15 protein-coding genes are annotated in these 16,157 nt (G+C 61.8%); 5 read left to right on the forward strand and 10 right to left on the reverse strand.

What is annotated here, in order from left to right; translation table 11 throughout:
* Positions 1-140 precede the first annotated feature (140 nt).
* From pqqC to PSH64_RS11710, 4 genes are all read left to right on the forward strand, one after another.
* Positions 141-893, forward strand: coding sequence for a pyrroloquinoline-quinone synthase PqqC (pqqC, locus tag PSH64_RS11695; RefSeq protein WP_105345529.1), 753 nt, complete (start codon positions 141-143; stop codon positions 891-893).
* Positions 890-2,023 carry a pyrroloquinoline quinone biosynthesis protein PqqE gene (pqqE, locus tag PSH64_RS11700; protein ID WP_305480744.1) on the forward strand — a complete coding sequence of 378 codons (1,134 nt, stop codon included), beginning with the start codon at positions 890-892 and terminating at the stop codon, positions 2,021-2,023. Before pqqC ends, pqqE begins: the two co-directional genes overlap by 4 nt.
* 241 nt (positions 2,024-2,264) lie before the next feature.
* Positions 2,265-3,428, forward strand: coding sequence for an alcohol dehydrogenase-like regulatory protein ErcA (gene ercA, locus PSH64_RS11705; RefSeq protein WP_105345522.1), 1,164 nt, complete (start codon positions 2,265-2,267; stop codon positions 3,426-3,428).
* Positions 3,412-5,139 carry a NahK/ErcS family hybrid sensor histidine kinase/response regulator gene (locus PSH64_RS11710; protein ID WP_305480745.1) on the forward strand — a complete coding sequence of 576 codons (1,728 nt, stop codon included), beginning with the start codon at positions 3,412-3,414 and terminating at the stop codon, positions 5,137-5,139. The genes ercA and PSH64_RS11710 overlap by 17 nt, the downstream gene beginning before the upstream one ends.
* A gap of 15 nt (positions 5,140-5,154) precedes the next feature.
* Here the strand turns inward: PSH64_RS11710 and PSH64_RS11715 are convergent, their stop codons facing one another.
* From PSH64_RS11715 to copC, 8 genes are all read right to left on the reverse strand, one after another.
* Entirely contained in the window at positions 5,155-6,435 is a 1,281-nt protein-coding gene (locus PSH64_RS11715) for a TRAP transporter large permease (RefSeq protein WP_105345515.1), read from the reverse strand.
* Entirely contained in the window at positions 6,436-6,963 is a 528-nt protein-coding gene (locus tag PSH64_RS11720) for a TRAP transporter small permease (protein ID WP_105345512.1), read from the reverse strand.
* 77 nt (positions 6,964-7,040) lie between these two features.
* Positions 7,041-8,024, reverse strand: a complete 984-nt coding sequence (locus tag PSH64_RS11725; protein ID WP_305480746.1) for a TRAP transporter substrate-binding protein — start codon at positions 8,022-8,024, stop codon at positions 7,041-7,043.
* Positions 8,025-8,084: 60 nt separating this feature from the next.
* Positions 8,085-8,978: an SMP-30/gluconolactonase/LRE family protein gene (locus tag PSH64_RS11730; RefSeq protein WP_305480747.1), complete on the reverse strand. Its 894-nt coding sequence runs from the start codon at positions 8,976-8,978 to the stop codon at positions 8,085-8,087.
* Between the two features lie 36 nt (positions 8,979-9,014).
* Entirely contained in the window at positions 9,015-9,839 is an 825-nt protein-coding gene (locus tag PSH64_RS11735) for an NAD(P)-dependent oxidoreductase (RefSeq protein WP_105345505.1), read from the reverse strand.
* Positions 9,840-10,106: 267 nt separating this feature from the next.
* Positions 10,107-11,057, reverse strand: coding sequence for a polysaccharide deacetylase family protein (locus PSH64_RS11740; RefSeq protein ID WP_105345503.1), 951 nt, complete (start codon positions 11,055-11,057; stop codon positions 10,107-10,109).
* Between the two features lie 224 nt (positions 11,058-11,281).
* Positions 11,282-12,142 (reverse strand): copper homeostasis membrane protein CopD, encoded by an 861-nt coding sequence (gene copD / locus PSH64_RS11750; protein ID WP_305480748.1) that lies wholly within the window; start codon positions 12,140-12,142, stop codon positions 11,282-11,284.
* Positions 12,143-12,145: 3 nt separating this feature from the next.
* The gene (copC, locus tag PSH64_RS11755) at positions 12,146-12,511 is read right to left on the reverse strand and encodes a copper homeostasis periplasmic binding protein CopC (RefSeq protein WP_305480749.1); all 366 of its coding nucleotides are present in this window, start codon (positions 12,509-12,511) and stop codon (positions 12,146-12,148) included.
* A gap of 139 nt (positions 12,512-12,650) precedes the next feature.
* Here copC and PSH64_RS11760 point away from each other — a divergent pair, with 139 nt between their 5' ends.
* The gene (locus tag PSH64_RS11760) at positions 12,651-13,271 is read left to right on the forward strand and encodes a TetR/AcrR family transcriptional regulator (RefSeq protein ID WP_105345496.1); all 621 of its coding nucleotides are present in this window, start codon (positions 12,651-12,653) and stop codon (positions 13,269-13,271) included.
* Between the two features lie 143 nt (positions 13,272-13,414).
* Here the strand turns inward: PSH64_RS11760 and preA are convergent, their stop codons facing one another.
* Together preA and PSH64_RS11770 are read right to left on the reverse strand one after the other, a co-directional pair.
* Positions 13,415-14,689 carry an NAD-dependent dihydropyrimidine dehydrogenase subunit PreA gene (gene preA / locus PSH64_RS11765; protein ID WP_105345494.1) on the reverse strand — a complete coding sequence of 425 codons (1,275 nt, stop codon included), beginning with the start codon at positions 14,687-14,689 and terminating at the stop codon, positions 13,415-13,417.
* Positions 14,690-16,057 (reverse strand): NAD(P)-dependent oxidoreductase, encoded by a 1,368-nt coding sequence (locus tag PSH64_RS11770; protein WP_305480750.1) that lies wholly within the window; start codon positions 16,055-16,057, stop codon positions 14,690-14,692.
* Positions 16,058-16,157 lie beyond the last annotated feature (100 nt).

Consider the following 16,157-nt stretch of genomic DNA (forward strand, 5'->3'; position numbering starts at 1 on the left):
GGATGGCCCCTTCGCGAGCAAGCCCGCTCCCACATTGGATTGTTGGTGTACACAAAATCCATGTTCACACCGATCAACTGTGGGAGCGGGCTTGCCCGCGAAGGCGCCAGACCAGACACCGCGAAATCCGGAGAACCGCAATGACTGACACCCCCATGACCCCCGCCGAATTCGAACAGGCCCTGCGCGCCAAAGGCGCCTATTACCACATCCACCACCCCTTCCACCAAGCCATGTACGCCGGGCGCGCCACCCGCGAGCAGATCCAGGGCTGGGTCGCCAATCGCTTCTACTATCAGGTGAACATTCCCCTGAAGGACGCGGCCATTCTCGCCAACTGCCCGGACCGCGACGTGCGCCGGGAATGGCTGCAACGGATTCTCGACCATGACGGCGCCCCCGGCAGCGAAGGTGGCATCGAAGCCTGGTTGCGTCTGGGCGAAGCCGTGGGGCTGGATCGCGAACAAATTCTCTCGCAAGAGTTGGTGCTGCCGGGTGTGCGATTTGCCGTGGATGCCTACGTCAATTTCGCCCGCCGTGCTTGCTGGCAGGAAGCGGCCAGCAGTTCGCTGACCGAACTGTTCGCGCCGCAGATCCATCAGTCCCGGCTCGACGCCTGGCCCGCCCATTACCCATGGATCGACCCGGCCGGTTACGACTATTTCCGTACGCGTCTGAGCCAGGCCCGGCGTGATGTCGAGCACGGTTTGCGCATTACCCTGGCGCATTACGTCACGGTCGAGGGCCAGCAGCGCATGCTGGAGATTCTGCAGTTCAAGCTCGACGTGCTGTGGAGCATGCTCGACGCCATGAGCATGGCCTATGAACTGGACCGCCCGCCGTATCACAGCGTCACCAGCGAGCGGGTCTGGCATCGGGGGATCGCCCTGTGAACGCGATCGAACAGCAACCCGGCCCACCGTTGTGGCTGTTGGCGGAGCTGACCTATCGCTGCCCGTTGCAATGCCCGTATTGCTCCAATCCCTTGGATTTCGCCCAACAGGGGGAGGAGTTGAGCACGGAAGAGTGGATTCGGGTGTTCCGCGAGGCGCGGGAGATGGGCGCCGCGCAACTGGGCTTCTCCGGTGGCGAGCCGCTGGTGCGCCAGGATCTGGCCGAGCTGATCAAGGCCGCGCGGGACATGGGTTATTACACCAACCTGATCACCTCGGGTATCGGCCTGACTGAACAGAAGGTCCGCGACTTCAAGGTCGCCGGGCTGGACCACATTCAGATCAGCTTTCAGGCCGCCGACGAAGGGGTCAACAACATGCTCGCCGGCTCGCGCAAGGCCTTCGCCCAGAAACTGGCCATGGCCCGAGCGGTAAAAGCCCAGGGCTACCCGATGGTGCTGAACTTCGTCACCCATCGGCACAACATCGATCAGATCGCGCAGATCATCGAGCTGTGCCTGGAGCTGGAGGCGGATTTCGTTGAGTTGGCGACCTGCCAGTTCTACGGTTGGGCGGAACTCAATCGCGTCGGCCTGTTGCCGACCCGCGAACAATTGCAGCGCGCCGAGCGCATCACCAACGAGTATCGCCAGCGGCTTGAGGCCGAGGGCTACCCATGCAAACTGATTTTCGTCACCCCGGACTACTACGAAGAGCGCCCCAAGACCTGCATGAATGGCTGGGCCAACCTGTTTCTCGACATCACCCCGGACGGCACGGCGTTGCCTTGTCATAGCGCGCGTCAGTTGCCGGTGCAGTTTCCCAATGTGCGTGAGCACAGCGTTGAACACATCTGGAACGACTCCTTCGGTTTCAACCGTTTTCGTGGCGATGACTGGATGAAAGAGCCGTGCCGTTCCTGCGATGAAAAACACAAGGACCTGGGCGGCTGCCGCTGCCAGGCATTCATGCTCACCGGCGATGCCGCCAACGCCGACCCGGTGTGCAGCAAGTCACCGCACCACAGCGTTATTCTCAAGGCCCGGGACGAAGCCGACGCGCCGGGGCAGGGTATGGAACACCTGACCTTGCGCAATGAAAAGGCGTCGCGGCTGATCTATCGCGGATAAATCGAGAACTCACACAAATCCCCTGTGGGAGCGGGCTTGCTCGCGAAAGCGGTGTGTCAGGTAATGGAGATGTTGAATGTGCCGGCCTCTTCGCGAGCAAGCCCGCTCCCACAGGGGATCTTCGGTGAATACAAAATTTGAGGGCACACCAGGCAATTGCTACCCATTGGTCTGATTGCATTCGCAGCCGGATGCTTTAGTGTTGGCTTTACCTTCCAAAACAATAAAAACAGGCTTTCCAATGAGCCAGAACCTCAGCCAGCTGCGTAAATTCGTTTCGCCTGAAATCATCTTCGGTGCCGGCTGTCGGCACAATGTCGGCAACTACGCCAAGACCTTCGGCGCCCGCAAGGTGCTGGTGGTCAGCGACCCCGGGGTGATTGCCGCCGGTTGGGTCGCCGATGTCGAAGCCAGTCTGCAGGCCCAGGGCATCGATTACTTCGTGTACAGCGACGTTTCGCCCAACCCGCGGATCGAAGAAGTCATGCTCGGTGCCGAGTTGTACCGGGAAAACCATTGCGATGTGATCGTCGCGATTGGCGGCGGCAGCCCGATGGACTGCGGCAAAGGCATCGGCATCGTCGTCGCCCACGGGCGCAACATTCTTGAATTCGAGGGCGTGGACACCCTGCGCATGCCCAGCCCGCCGCTGATCCTGATCCCGACCACCGCCGGCACGTCGGCCGATGTGTCGCAGTTCGTGATCATCTCCAATCAGCAGGAACGCATGAAATTCTCCATCGTCAGCAAGGCCGCGGTGCCGGATGTGTCGCTGATCGACCCGGAGACCACCCTGAGCATGGACCCGTTCCTGTCGGCCTGTACCGGCATCGACGCGTTGGTCCACGCCATCGAAGCCTTCGTTTCCACCGGTCACGGGCCGCTCACCGACCCTCATGCGCTGGAGGCGATGCGGCTGATCAACGGCAATCTGGTGCAAATGATCGCCAACCCCGGCGACATCGCCCTGCGGGAAAAAATCATGCTCGGCAGCATGCAGGCCGGGCTGGCGTTCTCCAACGCGATCCTCGGTGCGGTGCATGCCATGTCCCACAGCCTCGGAGGATTCCTCGATCTGCCTCACGGGTTGTGCAACGCGGTGCTGGTGGAACACGTGGTGGCGTTCAACTACAGCTCGGCGCCGGAGCGCTTCAAGGTCATCGCCGAGACCTTCGGTATCGATTGCCGTGGCCTGAATCACCGGCAGATCTGCGGGCGTCTGGTCAACCACCTGATCGCCCTCAAGCACGCCATCGGCTTCCACGAAACCCTGGGTCTGCACGGGGTGAGTACGTCGGACATTCCGTTCCTGTCGCAACACGCCATGGATGACCCATGCATCCTTACCAACCCGCGCGAGTCCAGTCAGCGCGACGTCGAGGTCGTCTATGGCGAAGCCCTCTGACGAGCAACAACGAGCGCTGACCGGGTTGCTCGGCCTGGGCAATCACTCGGCGCGCAAGAGTCATTACCCGGAACTGGCCGCGCGCCTGGATGAACTGGAGACCGAACGCAACCGCTACAAATGGCTGTTCGAAAACGCAGTGCACGGGATCTTCCAGGCCAGCCTGCAGGAAGGCATGCGCGCCGCCAACCCGGCGCTGGCGCGGATGCTCGGCTATCAGGACCCGCAGGAGGTGCTGTTTTCCCTGACGGACCTGGCGGGCACGTTGTTCGTCGGCGGCGCGCAAGAGCTGGAACGCATCGGTGAAGTCCTCCAGCGCGAGCGCAGCCTTCTGGGCTATGAAACCCAGCTGCGGCGCAAGGACGGCAGCGTCCTTGACGTGTTGATGAACCTGCTGCTCAAGCCTGATCAGCAAGGCCTGGTGGAGGGGTTCGTCGCCGACATCACCGAACGAAAACAGGCCCAGGAGCGCTTGCAACAGCTCAATGATCAACTGGAGCAACGGGTCACCGCGCGCACCAATGAGTTGCTGGACGCCAACCGCAATCTGCAACAACAGATCACCGAGCGTAAACAGATCGCCGAAGCCTTGCGCGACGCCCGTGATGCCGCCGAGGCGGCCAATCGCAGCAAGGACAAATACCTCGCCGCCGCCAGTCACGACCTGCTGCAACCGCTCAACGCCGCGCGTTTGCTGATCTCGACCTTGCGCGAGCGCAAGCTGCCCGACGTCGAGCAGGTGTTGGTGGAGCGCACGCATCAGGCGCTGGAAGGGGCCGAGGACTTGCTCACCGACCTGCTGGATATTTCCCGCCTCGATCAGGCCGCGGTGAAGCCGGACATCGCCCTGTACCGCCTCGACGAACTGTTCGCGCCGCTGGTCTCGGAGTTTCAATCGGTGGCCGCGGCGGCCGGGTTGAACCTGCGGGTGCACATGGGTGATTACGCGATTCATACCGACTTGCGGCTGATGACGCGGATTCTGCGCAACTTCCTCAGCAATGCCTGCCGCTACACCGACGAAGGCTGCATTCTGCTGGGGGCAAGACGCCGGGGCGACGCGCTGCGAATTGAAGTCTGGGACACCGGGCGCGGGATCCCGGCGGATCGTCTCGACTCGATCTTCCTCGAGTTCAACCAACTGGATGTCGGCCGTGCCGCCGACCGCAAGGGCGTGGGCCTGGGACTGGCGATTGTCGAACGCATCGCCAAGATCCTGGATTACCGGATTCAGGTGCATTCACTGCCGGGGCGCGGTTCGATGTTCAGCATCGAGGTGCCGATTTCCCATGAGATTCCACTGCCGATCAGTCAGGCCGCACCGCAGCCGAGCACCGGCAACCCGTTGCCGGGCCGGCGCCTGCTGGTACTGGACAACGAAGTCAGCATCCTTGAAAGCATGAGCGCGCTGCTCGGGCAGTGGGGCTGCGAGGTGGTCACCGCCACCGACGAGGCCACCGCGTTGGTGGCCTTGCAAGGGCAGGCGCCGGAACTGATTCTGGCGGACTACCACCTGGATCACGGGGTGGTGGGTTGTGAGGTGGTCCGGCATTTGCGCGAGCATTTCAGCCAGGCGATACCGGCGGTGATCATCACCGCCGACCGCACCGACCAGTGTCGGCGTTCGTTGCAGCGACTCGACGCGCCATTGCTGAACAAACCGGTGAAGCCCGGCAAGTTGCGCGCGGTGCTCACTCAGCTGTTGGCGTAGCGATCTTTCAACGGGTCACAACACCAAATGCGGTAACCACAGCGAAATGGCCGGGATGTAGGTCACGGCCATCAGCACCAGGAACAGCACGCCGTAGAACGGCATAAGCGCTTTCACGGTGCTTTCGATGCTGACCTTGCCCACTGCCGAGCCGACGAACAGCACCGCGCCCACCGGCGGTGTGATCAAGCCGATCCCCAGGTTTACCAGCATGATCATGCCGAACTGCACCGGGTCCACGCCGATGCCGAGAATCACCGGCATCAGAATCGGCGTGAGGATCAAAATCAGCGGCGCCATGTCCATCACCGTGCCGAGCAACAGCAGCATCACGTTGATGCACATCAGGATCACGTAACGGTTGTCCGACAGGGTCAGGAACATCGTGGTGATTTTCGCCGGGATCTGCATCAGCGTCATGATGTAGCCGAAGCTGGCAGCGAAGCCGATCAGGATCATCACGATCGAGATGGTGCGCACCGTGCGGTGCATCAACTTGGGCAGTTCGCTCCATTTGTAGTCGCGGTAGATGAACATGGTGACGAAAAACGACCAGAGCACCGCGATCGCCGCTGATTCAGTGGCGGTGAAAATGCCCGAGAGAATACCGCCGAGGATGATCACCATCGCCATCAAGCCCCACATCGCTTCACCGCAGATTTTCAGCGCCTGGCGCATGGGGATGACTTCGCCCTTGGGGTAGTTGCGCTTTCTGGCGAAGAGCAGGCACAGCACCATCAGGCACGCGCTCATCAACAGGCCCGGCACCACGCCGGCCATGAACAGCGAGGCAATCGACACCGTGCCGCCGGCAGCCAGCGAGTACAGCACCGAGTTATGGCTGGGCGGCGTCAGCAGGGCTTGCACCGAACCGCTGACCGTCACTGCGGTGGAGAAATCCCGCGGGTAGCCGCGACGCTCCATTTCCGGAATCAGCACCGAACCGACTGATGCCGTGTCCGCCACCGAAGAGCCGGAAATCGCCCCGAAGAAGGTCGAGGCCATGATGTTCACCAGCGACAACCCGCCGCGCACGAACCCCACCAGCACGCCGGCAAAAGCCACCAATCGCCGGGACATGCCGCCCTCGGCCATGATCGCCCCGGCGAGCACGAAGAACGGAATCGCCAGCAACGAGAATTTGTTCACGCCACCGGCGACCTGAATCATCAGCGCCTGGAACGGGATGTCGATCCACCACGCACCGATCAGGGCTGAAAGCCCCAGGGCGTAGGCGACCGGCATGCCGATCAGGATCAACGCGATAAAACTGCCCAACAGGATCAATGCGTCCATTCATGCCGCCCCTTCGCTTTCTTCGATCAGATCGAAACGCACGACCCGACGGTTGCTCTGGTCACCGAGCAAGAGTTTTTCCAGCACGAAAATCAACGTCAGCACACCGCCCACGGGGATCGGCATGTAGGTGATGCCCACACGCAGGGTGGGCAGAGAGCTCATGAACTGGTTCCAGGTAGACAGACAGAGTTTGGTGCCCCAGATGGCCATGAACAGGCAAATGGTCGCCATCAGCAGCTGCGAAACGATGCTCATGGTCTTGCGCAGTCCGGGGGCCATGCGGTCGGTGAGCATGGCCACGGCCATGTGCGCACCGGCGCGATAACTGGCGGCGGCGCCAATGAAGGTGAACAGCATCATCAGCAGAATCGCGGTGGGCTCCGGCCAACTCGAACCGGTGCCCAGGACATAACGGGCGAAGACGCCCCAGGGAATGATCAGGGCAATGGCCAGGACTGACAGGCCGGCGACCCAGATGCAGGTCATGTAAATCCTGTCGTTGATGCGCAGCAGCAGATTCTTCATCGGGTTTCACCGTAACCGGGCGCCGCTGACGATCCACTCGTCAACGGTACCGGGCCTTTCATGAATGTCAGGGAGGGTTACTGAACGGCTTCGATGCGCTTGATCAGGTCGGCGTAAGGCGCGCCGTATTTTTCCCGGACCGAGGCCGTGGCTTCATAGAAAGGTTTCTTGTCGACCGTGATGAACTCGACGCCGGCAGCCTTGAGTTTCTCTTCGCTACTGGCAGATTTGGCGTCCCACAGCGTGCGTTCCTGGGCCTGTGCGGCTTTGGCGGCTTTTTTCACCAGCGTTTGCTGCTCGGGGGTGAGTTTTTCCCAGGTGATTTTCGACATCACGATCGGCTCGGGCAGGATCAGGTGCCCGGTCAGGCTGTAGAACTTGGCGTTCTGGTAGTGGTTGTGTTCGAGCAGGGTCGGCGGGTTGTTTTCCGCGCCGTCGATTACCCCGGTCTGCAAGGCGCTGAAGATCTCGCCGGTGTCCATCGCGATGCCATTGCCGCCCATGGCGTTGATGGTGTCGATGAACATCGGGTTGCCTTGCACGCGGATCTTCATGCCTTTGAGATCGGCGAGGCTGCGTACCGGTTTCTTGGTGTAGATATTGCGCGTGCCGCCGTCCATCCAGGCCAGGGCGACCAGGTTGAATTCGGAGTGAGTGATCTTGTCGAGGATCTCGTCACCGACCTCACCGTCGATGACTTTGCGCATGTGCGCCTGGTCGCGGAACACGAACGGCATGTTGAACACGTTCACGTCCGGCACCACTGGTCCGACGATGCCAAGGCTGACCCGGGCCATCTGGATGGCGCCGACCTGAGCCTGTTCGATCACCTCTTTTTCCGAGCCGAGCACACCGCCGGCGAACATCTTGAAGGTCAGTTTGCCGTCGCTGTCGGCCACCAGGGTTTTACCCAGCTGTTCCTCGGCGATCACGGTCGGGTAACCGGCGGGGTGGATGTCGGCGAATTTGATTTCCAGCGCCTGGGTGGCGCTACTGAGGGTGAAGGTCAGCGCTGCAGTGATGGGAAGCGCAGCGGCGAGCAACGTGCGTTTGAAGTCCATGGGGCGTTTCTCCAGTCTTGTTATTTTTTTATTCAAGGCACAGCGATGCGGCGGGAGCGGTTAAAGCGAGTCGTTGAACTGGGGTTCGGGTAAACCTTGAACGCCGGGGGTGATGGCGAATACGCCGCCGGCCAGGGACTGTGCGTCATGGTCGTCAGCGGGGCGGATCGAGGTCACGAACAGCGTGTCGAGCCGGCTGCCACCGAAGGCGCACATGGTCGGTTTCTTCACCGGCACGGGGAGGGAACGGTCCAGTCGACCCGCGGGGGTGAAGCGGTGAATCAGCCCGGCGTCGTTGGCGCAGATCCAGTAGCAACCTTCGGCATCCACGGCGGCGCCATCGGGGCGCCCAAGGAAGTGATGCATGTCGACGAACAGTCGACGGTTGGACGGCGTACCGCTGTGGATGTCGTAATCGAAGGCCCAGATCTGCTGCACGTTCGGGTGTGAATCCGAGAGGTACATCGTCTTGCCGTCCGGGCTGAAGCCCAGGCCATTGGGCACGATGAAATCGCCGAGTCGGGAGGCGAGTGGTCCGGGTTGCCCGGCGCTGTAGCGATAGAGCCGGCCGTCAGCGGCGTTGGCGCCCATGTTCAGCACCATGCTGCCGGCCCAGAACCGCCCCTGACGATCACAGCGCCCATCGTTCAGGCGCATGTCGGGGCGGGTGTGATCGATGTGGGCCAGCAGTTCGCTGTCGAGGCTGCCATCGTTGTGCGGATGCAGGTGAAACAATCCGCTTTCCATGCCGGCGATCCAGCCACCCGCGCTGTGACGGGCGATGCAGGCGAGCATTTGCGGGGTTTTCCAGGCGTGAACGTGTCCGCTGTCGGCACTCCAGCGCTGCAACCCACCGGCCGGAATATCGACCCAGTACAGGGCGTTTTCCTCGGGGACCCACACCGGGCTTTCACCGACCGCATTGCGGGCATCGACAATCAATTCGGCTTGCATGGCAACTCATTCCCTTGGGTTGTGATGGGGGAGGGCTCAGTCGCCGAACGGCCCGGCCGCGACAAAGGCACCGCCCTGATAGATCCGGGCCGGATCATCCTCGGCGGGCATCGGCTGGGCTTCGACTGTTTCGCGGAACACTTCGGACGTGTCTTGCGGTGCATAACCCAGGTGCGCGGCGAAACGGTTGTCCCACCAGACGTGCTGGTTGTCGGACACGCCATACACCACGGTGTGGCCGACATCCGGGGTGTACAGCGCGCGTTCGAGCAACTGTGTCAGGTCGCCGAAGCTCAGCCAGGTGCTCATCATTCGACGGTTTTGTGGTTCCGGGAACGAGGAGCCGATGCGGATGCTGACAGTCTCGATGCCATGGCGATCGAAGTAGAAACTGGCCATGTCTTCGCCGTAGGACTTGGACAAGCCGTAGTAGCCGTCCGGGCGGCGAGGGGAGTGGGCGTCGAGGGTTTCGTCCTGCTTGTAGAAGCCAATGACATGATTGGAGCTGGCGAAGATCACCCGTTTCACGCCGTGACGGCGGGCCGCTTCGTAGATATGGAACACCCCGCAGATGTTGGCGCCGAGGATCTCTTCGAACGGACGCTCCACCGACACGCCGCCGAAGTGCAGGATCGCGTCCACGCCTTCGACCAGCTGGTGCACCGCTTGCTTGTCGGCGAGGTCGCACGGCACGACTTCTTCGCGGTCATCGATGGCCGGTGTCATGGCGGCGATGTCCGACAGGCGGATCACGTTGGCGTATGGCCGCAGGCGTTCGCGCAGGACTTTACCGAGGCCACCGGCAGCGCCGGTCAGGAGCAGGCGATTGAAAGGCGCACGGACTGGGGAGGTGGTCGTCATGAAAGTCCCTGTACATGGAGTTGTTGTTATTGATTTGTTGTAGGTTGTCGTATGACTCGGCGAAGTATTGGTAGGCTTTCCGGTGCTTGTCAACGACAGGCTCGTGGAAATTGACGGAGGGTCATTCCATATTGCAGGCGAGCGGGTGCTGAAATAGATCGCGGTGATGGTGACCTATCAGTGAACCGGATAAACATCCGGCCAAGAGGGGGTTATACGATGACTTGGCGAAGGATGCAGCCCCGGCGAGGGCTGCATTCACCTGAGTCAATGGTTGTACGCCGCCTCGGTGTTATCGATCAGCGGGTTCTTTTCGGTCAGCACGATCTGGGCGATCTGATCCTTGCGCATGAAGCTGACCTTCGGATGGGACTTGGCGTAACGGATAAAGCGCTCCACCGCCTCGACCATCGCCGGGGTGCCGCCGATGCGGTCATGCAGACTCACCGACATCATCCGCCGCTGGCTAACGCCTTCGGCGTACAAGCGGTCGAATTCCAGCACCAGTTGCCGGTAGAACTGCTGCGCCGAGAAGTGCCGGCCTTCGATCAGCACGATGTCGTTGTTGCGCAGGGTGTAAGGCACCACGGCGAATTTCTTGCCACGGACCAGTGTCACAAACGGCTCGTCGCGGCTGACGTCGTCGATGTGATAGGTGAAGTTCAGGTCCTGCAGCACTTTCAGGGTATTGGGGCTGCGTCGCAGCCAGTTGGCGTTGTAGCCCACCGAGCGCTGGCCGGTGAGTTTCTGCACCGCCTCGACGCCGTCGCCGATGAAGGCCTTCTCTTGCTCGTAGCTCATGTTGTAAGAGTCGGCCCAGCGCATGCCATGGGCGGCGACTTCATGGCCACGGTCGGCGATCGCCCGCACCAGTTCAGGGTGTTTCAACGCCGCTTCGCCCACCACATGGGACGTGACCTTGATGCCGTTGCGGTCCCACAGGTCGAGCATCCGCCACAGGCCTTCCTTGTAGCCGTAGTCGAACCAGGTCTGTGCCGGCAAGTCCGGATAACCCTTGGGCAGTGGAGTGCCGGAGAACGGACTTTCGGCACCGTCGGGCTGGCCGCCGGTTTCGAATTGCATGGAGAACGAAATCACCAGTTGCGAGCCATCCGGCCACGGGCGTTCCTGAGCGAACGCGAGGGACGGCAGCAGCAGGGCGGCGGCCAGCAGATGTTTCAGCAGGCGGGGGGAGCGTTGCCAAAGGGCGGTGGTCATAGGGGGCACCTTTTGAGTTGAACAGTGCCGCGAGGGTGTCATTTGGAGCGCCCCGGAAAAATCCGCCGCGGGCGAGAAGACCTTTAAACAGAATTTACGAATCCCGCCGAACACACCCTCCAGTGTGGGAGCGGGCTTGCTCGCGAAGACGGACTGTCAGCCGACATCAATGCTGAATGACAGACCGCATTCGCGAGCAAGCCCGCTCCCACATTGGGGGTGATTCAGGGGGTGATCATAGGGGGCAGGGTGCCCAGCAGCGAAACCGCCGCCACTGCGCCGATCCCCAGTAACCATTCCAGCACAACGCTGGTATGCAGCAGGCCCGGGCGCTGTTGGCAATCCTCGATCCGCAGCCGATTGAACAGCGCCAACCCGAGCATCGCGATCACCAGCACGACCTTGATCAACAGGATCAGCGCAAACCCGGACAGCAACGGCGTCGGCCAGAATGCTCCGGTCAATACCCGCACGTTGATCAGCCCGGTCATCACCAGTCCCGCCACCAACGCGTAACCGATGCCGCTGAAGCGTTGCAGTATCGCGCTTACGGGATGATCGGCCGGTTGGCGCAGGATCATCACCAGCAACATCAGCCCGCCGAGCCAGGCGCCGACGCACGTCAGGTGAACAATCTGGTTGAGGATTAACAGTTGGCCTTGCAGGCCATCGAGCATGGCGCCATGACCGACCGGAGCCAGGGTCGCCAGCAGCAGGCTGGAAAGACCGACACGCAGGGGCACGCTGGAACGCCAGGGCGTCAACAGCACTGCCATGAGCAACAGATTGAGCAGCAGATGCCAGCGCCAGACCTGGCCGAAAAAGGTATTGCTCAGCACCAGGCCCAGCGTCGCCGGGTCGAATGCCGCCTCCGGCGAGCCGGCCATGCTGGCGCTGATCAGCAGCAACCAGCCGACGCCACTGAGCAACGCCACCGCGCTGAGCCAGCGGGTCGCTCGCGCCAGGGCCGGATCCAGCTCCTTCGTTGCACGGCCCAACAGCAAAGGCCTGAACACCCAGGCCCCGAACAGCATCAGCACCACGGTGAAATGCAGGAAGCGGCACAGCACCAGCGCCTCGGGCATGAATTACTGACCCACCTTGAAGCGGTAGGCGCCTTCACTTTTATGGGTGTCGACCGACACGGCGTGCCATTCGACTTTGTAATCGCCCGCGGCCAACGGCGCTGCCGGGGTGACGATCAGGGTTTTCTTGTCGCTGCCTTCGGTGGCGAGGCTTTTTACCGGTACGTCGGCACCGTCCTTACTGATCGTCACTTTGGTGAACGTTGCTTCAACCCCTTCGGAAAACACCAGGCGCAGTTCCGTTGGCGCCTGCACGGTACTGTCGGCCGCCGGGGTCTGGCTTTTCAGATGGGCGTGGGCAAATACCGATGAGGCGGCGAGCAGCGAGCCGAGCAGGGCGGCGGTGGTCAGGGCGTTCTTGAGCAGCATCGTGAAGACCTCAGCGGCAGGTTCAAAGTGGCGGGCAGTTTACCTGCCGCGGGACCGCTGTACGAAGTTTCGTTTTCCCCTGTCGCCGCGACGTAGAGCGGATGCTAGTCTTGACCAACGCTGTTGTCAGGGAGCCCTCATGGGCAATCACAAGATCGAGATTCGTCGCAGTAACGTCGAAAAAATCCTGCTGGCGGCCGAAAAGGTCTTCGCCGAAAAAGGCTTCGGCAGTACCGCCATGGCCGACATCGCCGCCGAGGTGCAACTGCCACGCTCCAACCTGCATTACTACTTCAGCACCAAGAGCGAGCTGTACAGCGCGGTGCTGCTGGGGTTGCTGGAGGTCTGGAAACAGGACGCCCTGTGCTTCGAGATGTTCGACGACCCGCGCGTGGTGCTCAGCAGCTACATCCGCGCCAAGATGAACCATTCCCGCAGCCGGCCGTACGGTTCGAAAGTCTGGGCCAACGAAATCATCCATGGCGCACCGACCCTGGGTGAGAAGCTGGACGCGAGCCTGTACGACTGGGCCAAGATGAAAGAAGCGAAAATCCGCCAGTGGGTGGAAGACAAACGCATCCTGCCGGTGGAGCCTTCCTGCCTGCTGTACATGATCTGGGCCTCGACCCAGCACTACGCCGACTTCGATCACCAGGTGAATATCCTGAATGATCATCAGCCGTTGTCGGACATGCAGTTCGAGCGGGCGGTGCAGACGGTGACCAGTGTGATCTTGCGCGGGATCGGGTTGGAGCCTTGAGGTTGGCGGTGCTGCTACTGGCCCCTTCGCGAGCAAGCCCGCTCCCACATTAGATCTTTGGCGAACACAGGTTGTGTGCACGAAGGTGATCCAGTGGGGGAGCGGGCTTGCTCGCGAAGGCGTCCGTTCAGACGCCACCGACTTCAGGGGGTGACATGGTACGGATTACGCGGATCATGGTTCCAGTCCAGAAACGGCTTGCCCGTATCCACCGGTACCATCTCGATGCAATCCTGCACCGGGCAGGTGATCTGGCACAGGTTGCAGCCCACGCACTCTTCATCGATCACTTCATATTTATGCGTGCCGTCCGCTTGTTTGAGGCTGGCAATCGCCTGGTGCGAGGTGTCTTCGCAAGCGATGTGGCAGCGGCCGCAACCGATACACGCCTCCTGATCGATTTTCGCAATCACCTGATAGTTGATGTCCAGGTACTTCCAGTCCGTGGTGTTGCCCACCGCCCGCCCGGAAAACTCAGACACGCTGGCGTAGCCCTGACTGTCCATCCAGCGTGACAAACCGTCCTTCATCTCCTCGACAATCCGGAAGCCATGCAACATCGCCGCCGTGCACACCTGCACCGAGCCGCTGCCCAAGGCAATGAATTCCGCCGCATCGCGCCAGCTGCCAATGCCGCCTATACCGCTGATGGGCAAGCCCTGGGTCTGCGGGTCGCGGGCGATTTCGGCCACCATGTTCAATGCAATCGGCTTCACCGCCGAGCCGCAATAACCGCCGTGGGTGCTTTGGCTGCCGACGGCGGGATTGGCGACCATGCGCTCCAGATTGACGCTGGTGATCGAGTTGATGGTGTTGATCAACGACACCGCATCGGCGCCACCACGGTGGGCGGCACGGGCGGCGACGCGGATGTCGGTGATGTTCGGCGTGAGCTTGACGATCACCGGCAACGAGCAATAGGTCTTGCACCAGCGAGTGACTTGTTCGACGTATTCCGGCACCTGGCCGACCGCCGCGCCCATGCCCCGTTCCGGCATGCCGTGGGGGCAGCCGAAATTCAGTTCGATGCCATCGGCCCCGGTGGCTTCCACCAGCGGCAGGATGTTTTTCCACGACTCTTCGACGCAGGGCACCATCAGCGACACGATCAGCGCACGGTCCGGCCAGTCCTTTTTGACCTGGGTGATTTCCCGCAGGTTGATCTCCAGCGAACGGTCGGTGATCAGCTCGATGTTGTTGAAGCCCATGACTTCACGGTTAGCCCCGAAGTGCGCCGAATACCGTGACGACACGTTGACCGCCGCCGGGTCTTCCCCCAGGGTTTTCCAGACCACGCCACCCCAACCGGCCTCAAACGCGCGGACCACGTTGTAGGCTTTATCGGTCGGCGGCGCGGAGGCCAGCCAGAACGGGTTGGGGGCTTTGATGCCGGCGAAGACAATCGAGAGATCGGCCATTTACGCAGCCTCCACATTGAGCATGAGTTGAGCGTTGATCGCCTCGGCGGCCAGCTTGCCGTGCTGCACGGCTTGCACGGTGAGGTCCTGATCGAGGCTGGTGCAGTCGCCGCCGGCATACACGCCGGGAATGCTGGTGCGCAGCTGTTCGTCGACGAGGATGCGATCGCCCTGACGCTTGAGCTCACAGGCCAGCGGATCGGCGAGGGCGCTGGCGTCGAAGGCCTGGCCGATGGCTTTGAAGATCGCGTCGGCGGCCAGTTCGAAGGTTTCGCCGGTGGTTTGCAGGCGACCTTCCACCAGGCGGGTGCGGGCGAAGCGCATGCCGCGCACGTTGCCTTGGTTGTCTAGCAATACCTCTTCGGGTTGCGCCCAGGTCAACAGCCGCACCTGATTGGCCTTGGCGATGTCCTGTTCGTGAGCAGTGGCGCCCATGTCGGCGACGCCACGGCGGTACACCAGATTGACGTCCCGGGCACCGAGGCGGGCCATTTGCACGGCCATGTCGATGGCGGTGTTGCCGGCGCCAAGGACGATGCAGCGATCGGCAAGCGGCAGCTGCGTCAGGTCATCGGCCTGGCGCAGTTCGCGGATGTAGTCGGTGGCGGGGAGCAGGCCGGGGGCCTCTTCGTTGGGCAGGCCCAATTGTTTGCTGGCGTTGAGACCCAGGCCGAGGAATACCGCGTCGAATTGCTGATGCAGTTCACTGAGGGTCAGGTTGTCGCCGAGCTTGTGCCCGTGGCGAATCTCGATCCCGCCAATCCCCATCAGGAACTCAAGTTCCTTCTGCGCGTAATCGTCCACCAGCTTGTACTTGGCGATCCCGTATTCATTGAGGCCGCCAGCCTTTTCCCGGGCCTCGAAAATCACCACGTCATGGCCGTGCATGGCGCTGCGGTGCGCGCAGGACAAACCGGCCGGGCCTGCACCCACCACGGCGATGCGCTTGCCGGTGGCGGCGGCGCGCTGGAACGGGTGTTCGCTGAAGTGCGCGTTGTCCACGGCATAGCGCTGCAACAGGCCGATCAGCACCGGCGCGCATTCCTGGGCATTGTTGCGCACGCAGGCTTGCTCGCAGAGGATCTCCGTCGGACAGACCCTGGCGCAACTGCCACCGAGGATGTTGGCCGAGAGGATTTTATGCGCCGCGCCCTGCAGGTTTTCCTGATGGATATTGCGGATGAACGACGGAATATCGATGTCGCTCGGGCATGCGTTCACGCACGGGGCGTCGTAGCAATACAGGCAGCGCGAGGCTTCCAGGTGCGCCTGACGGTCGTTGAGCGGCGGTGCCAGGTCGGTGAAGTGGCCAGCGAGGGTGGCCGCGTCCTCATGGGGATGCGGGAGGTGGTTCAGGGTCTTGATCACGGTGTCGGCCTCACGGTTATTGAGGTACTGCCTCTGGCGGGCATTGGTTTTTGTGTTGTCAGGACTGCCGTCTTCGCGAGCAAGCCCGCTCCCACATCTG

Source organism: Pseudomonas sp. FP1742 (assembly GCF_030687145.1).
GTDB lineage: Bacteria > Pseudomonadota > Gammaproteobacteria > Pseudomonadales > Pseudomonadaceae > Aquipseudomonas > Aquipseudomonas frederiksbergensis_D.

What these genes read in the sequence shown, in the direction of transcription:
- ercA (WP_105345522.1), top strand. Translation starts at nt 2,265, where the DNA reads ATGAGCCAGAACCTCAGCCAGCTGCGTAAATTCGTTTCGCCTGAAATC.
- PSH64_RS11720 (WP_105345512.1), bottom strand. Translation starts at nt 6,963, where the DNA reads ATGAAGAATCTGCTGCTGCGCATCAACGACAGGATTTACATGACCTGC.
- copD (WP_305480748.1), bottom strand. Translation starts at nt 12,142, where the DNA reads ATGCCCGAGGCGCTGGTGCTGTGCCGCTTCCTGCATTTCACCGTGGTG.
- copC (WP_305480749.1), bottom strand. Translation starts at nt 12,511, where the DNA reads ATGCTGCTCAAGAACGCCCTGACCACCGCCGCCCTGCTCGGCTCGCTG.
- PSH64_RS11710 (WP_305480745.1), top strand. Translation starts at nt 3,412, where the DNA reads ATGGCGAAGCCCTCTGACGAGCAACAACGAGCGCTGACCGGGTTGCTC.
- PSH64_RS11740 (WP_105345503.1), bottom strand. Translation starts at nt 11,057, where the DNA reads ATGACCACCGCCCTTTGGCAACGCTCCCCCCGCCTGCTGAAACATCTG.
- preA (WP_105345494.1), bottom strand. Translation starts at nt 14,689, where the DNA reads ATGGCCGATCTCTCGATTGTCTTCGCCGGCATCAAAGCCCCCAACCCG.
- PSH64_RS11735 (WP_105345505.1), bottom strand. Translation starts at nt 9,839, where the DNA reads ATGACGACCACCTCCCCAGTCCGTGCGCCTTTCAATCGCCTGCTCCTG.
- PSH64_RS11715 (WP_105345515.1), bottom strand. Translation starts at nt 6,435, where the DNA reads ATGGACGCATTGATCCTGTTGGGCAGTTTTATCGCGTTGATCCTGATC.
- PSH64_RS11760 (WP_105345496.1), top strand. Translation starts at nt 12,651, where the DNA reads ATGGGCAATCACAAGATCGAGATTCGTCGCAGTAACGTCGAAAAAATC.
- PSH64_RS11725 (WP_305480746.1), bottom strand. Translation starts at nt 8,024, where the DNA reads ATGGACTTCAAACGCACGTTGCTCGCCGCTGCGCTTCCCATCACTGCA.
- PSH64_RS11730 (WP_305480747.1), bottom strand. Translation starts at nt 8,978, where the DNA reads ATGCAAGCCGAATTGATTGTCGATGCCCGCAATGCGGTCGGTGAAAGC.
- pqqC (WP_105345529.1), top strand. Translation starts at nt 141, where the DNA reads ATGACTGACACCCCCATGACCCCCGCCGAATTCGAACAGGCCCTGCGC.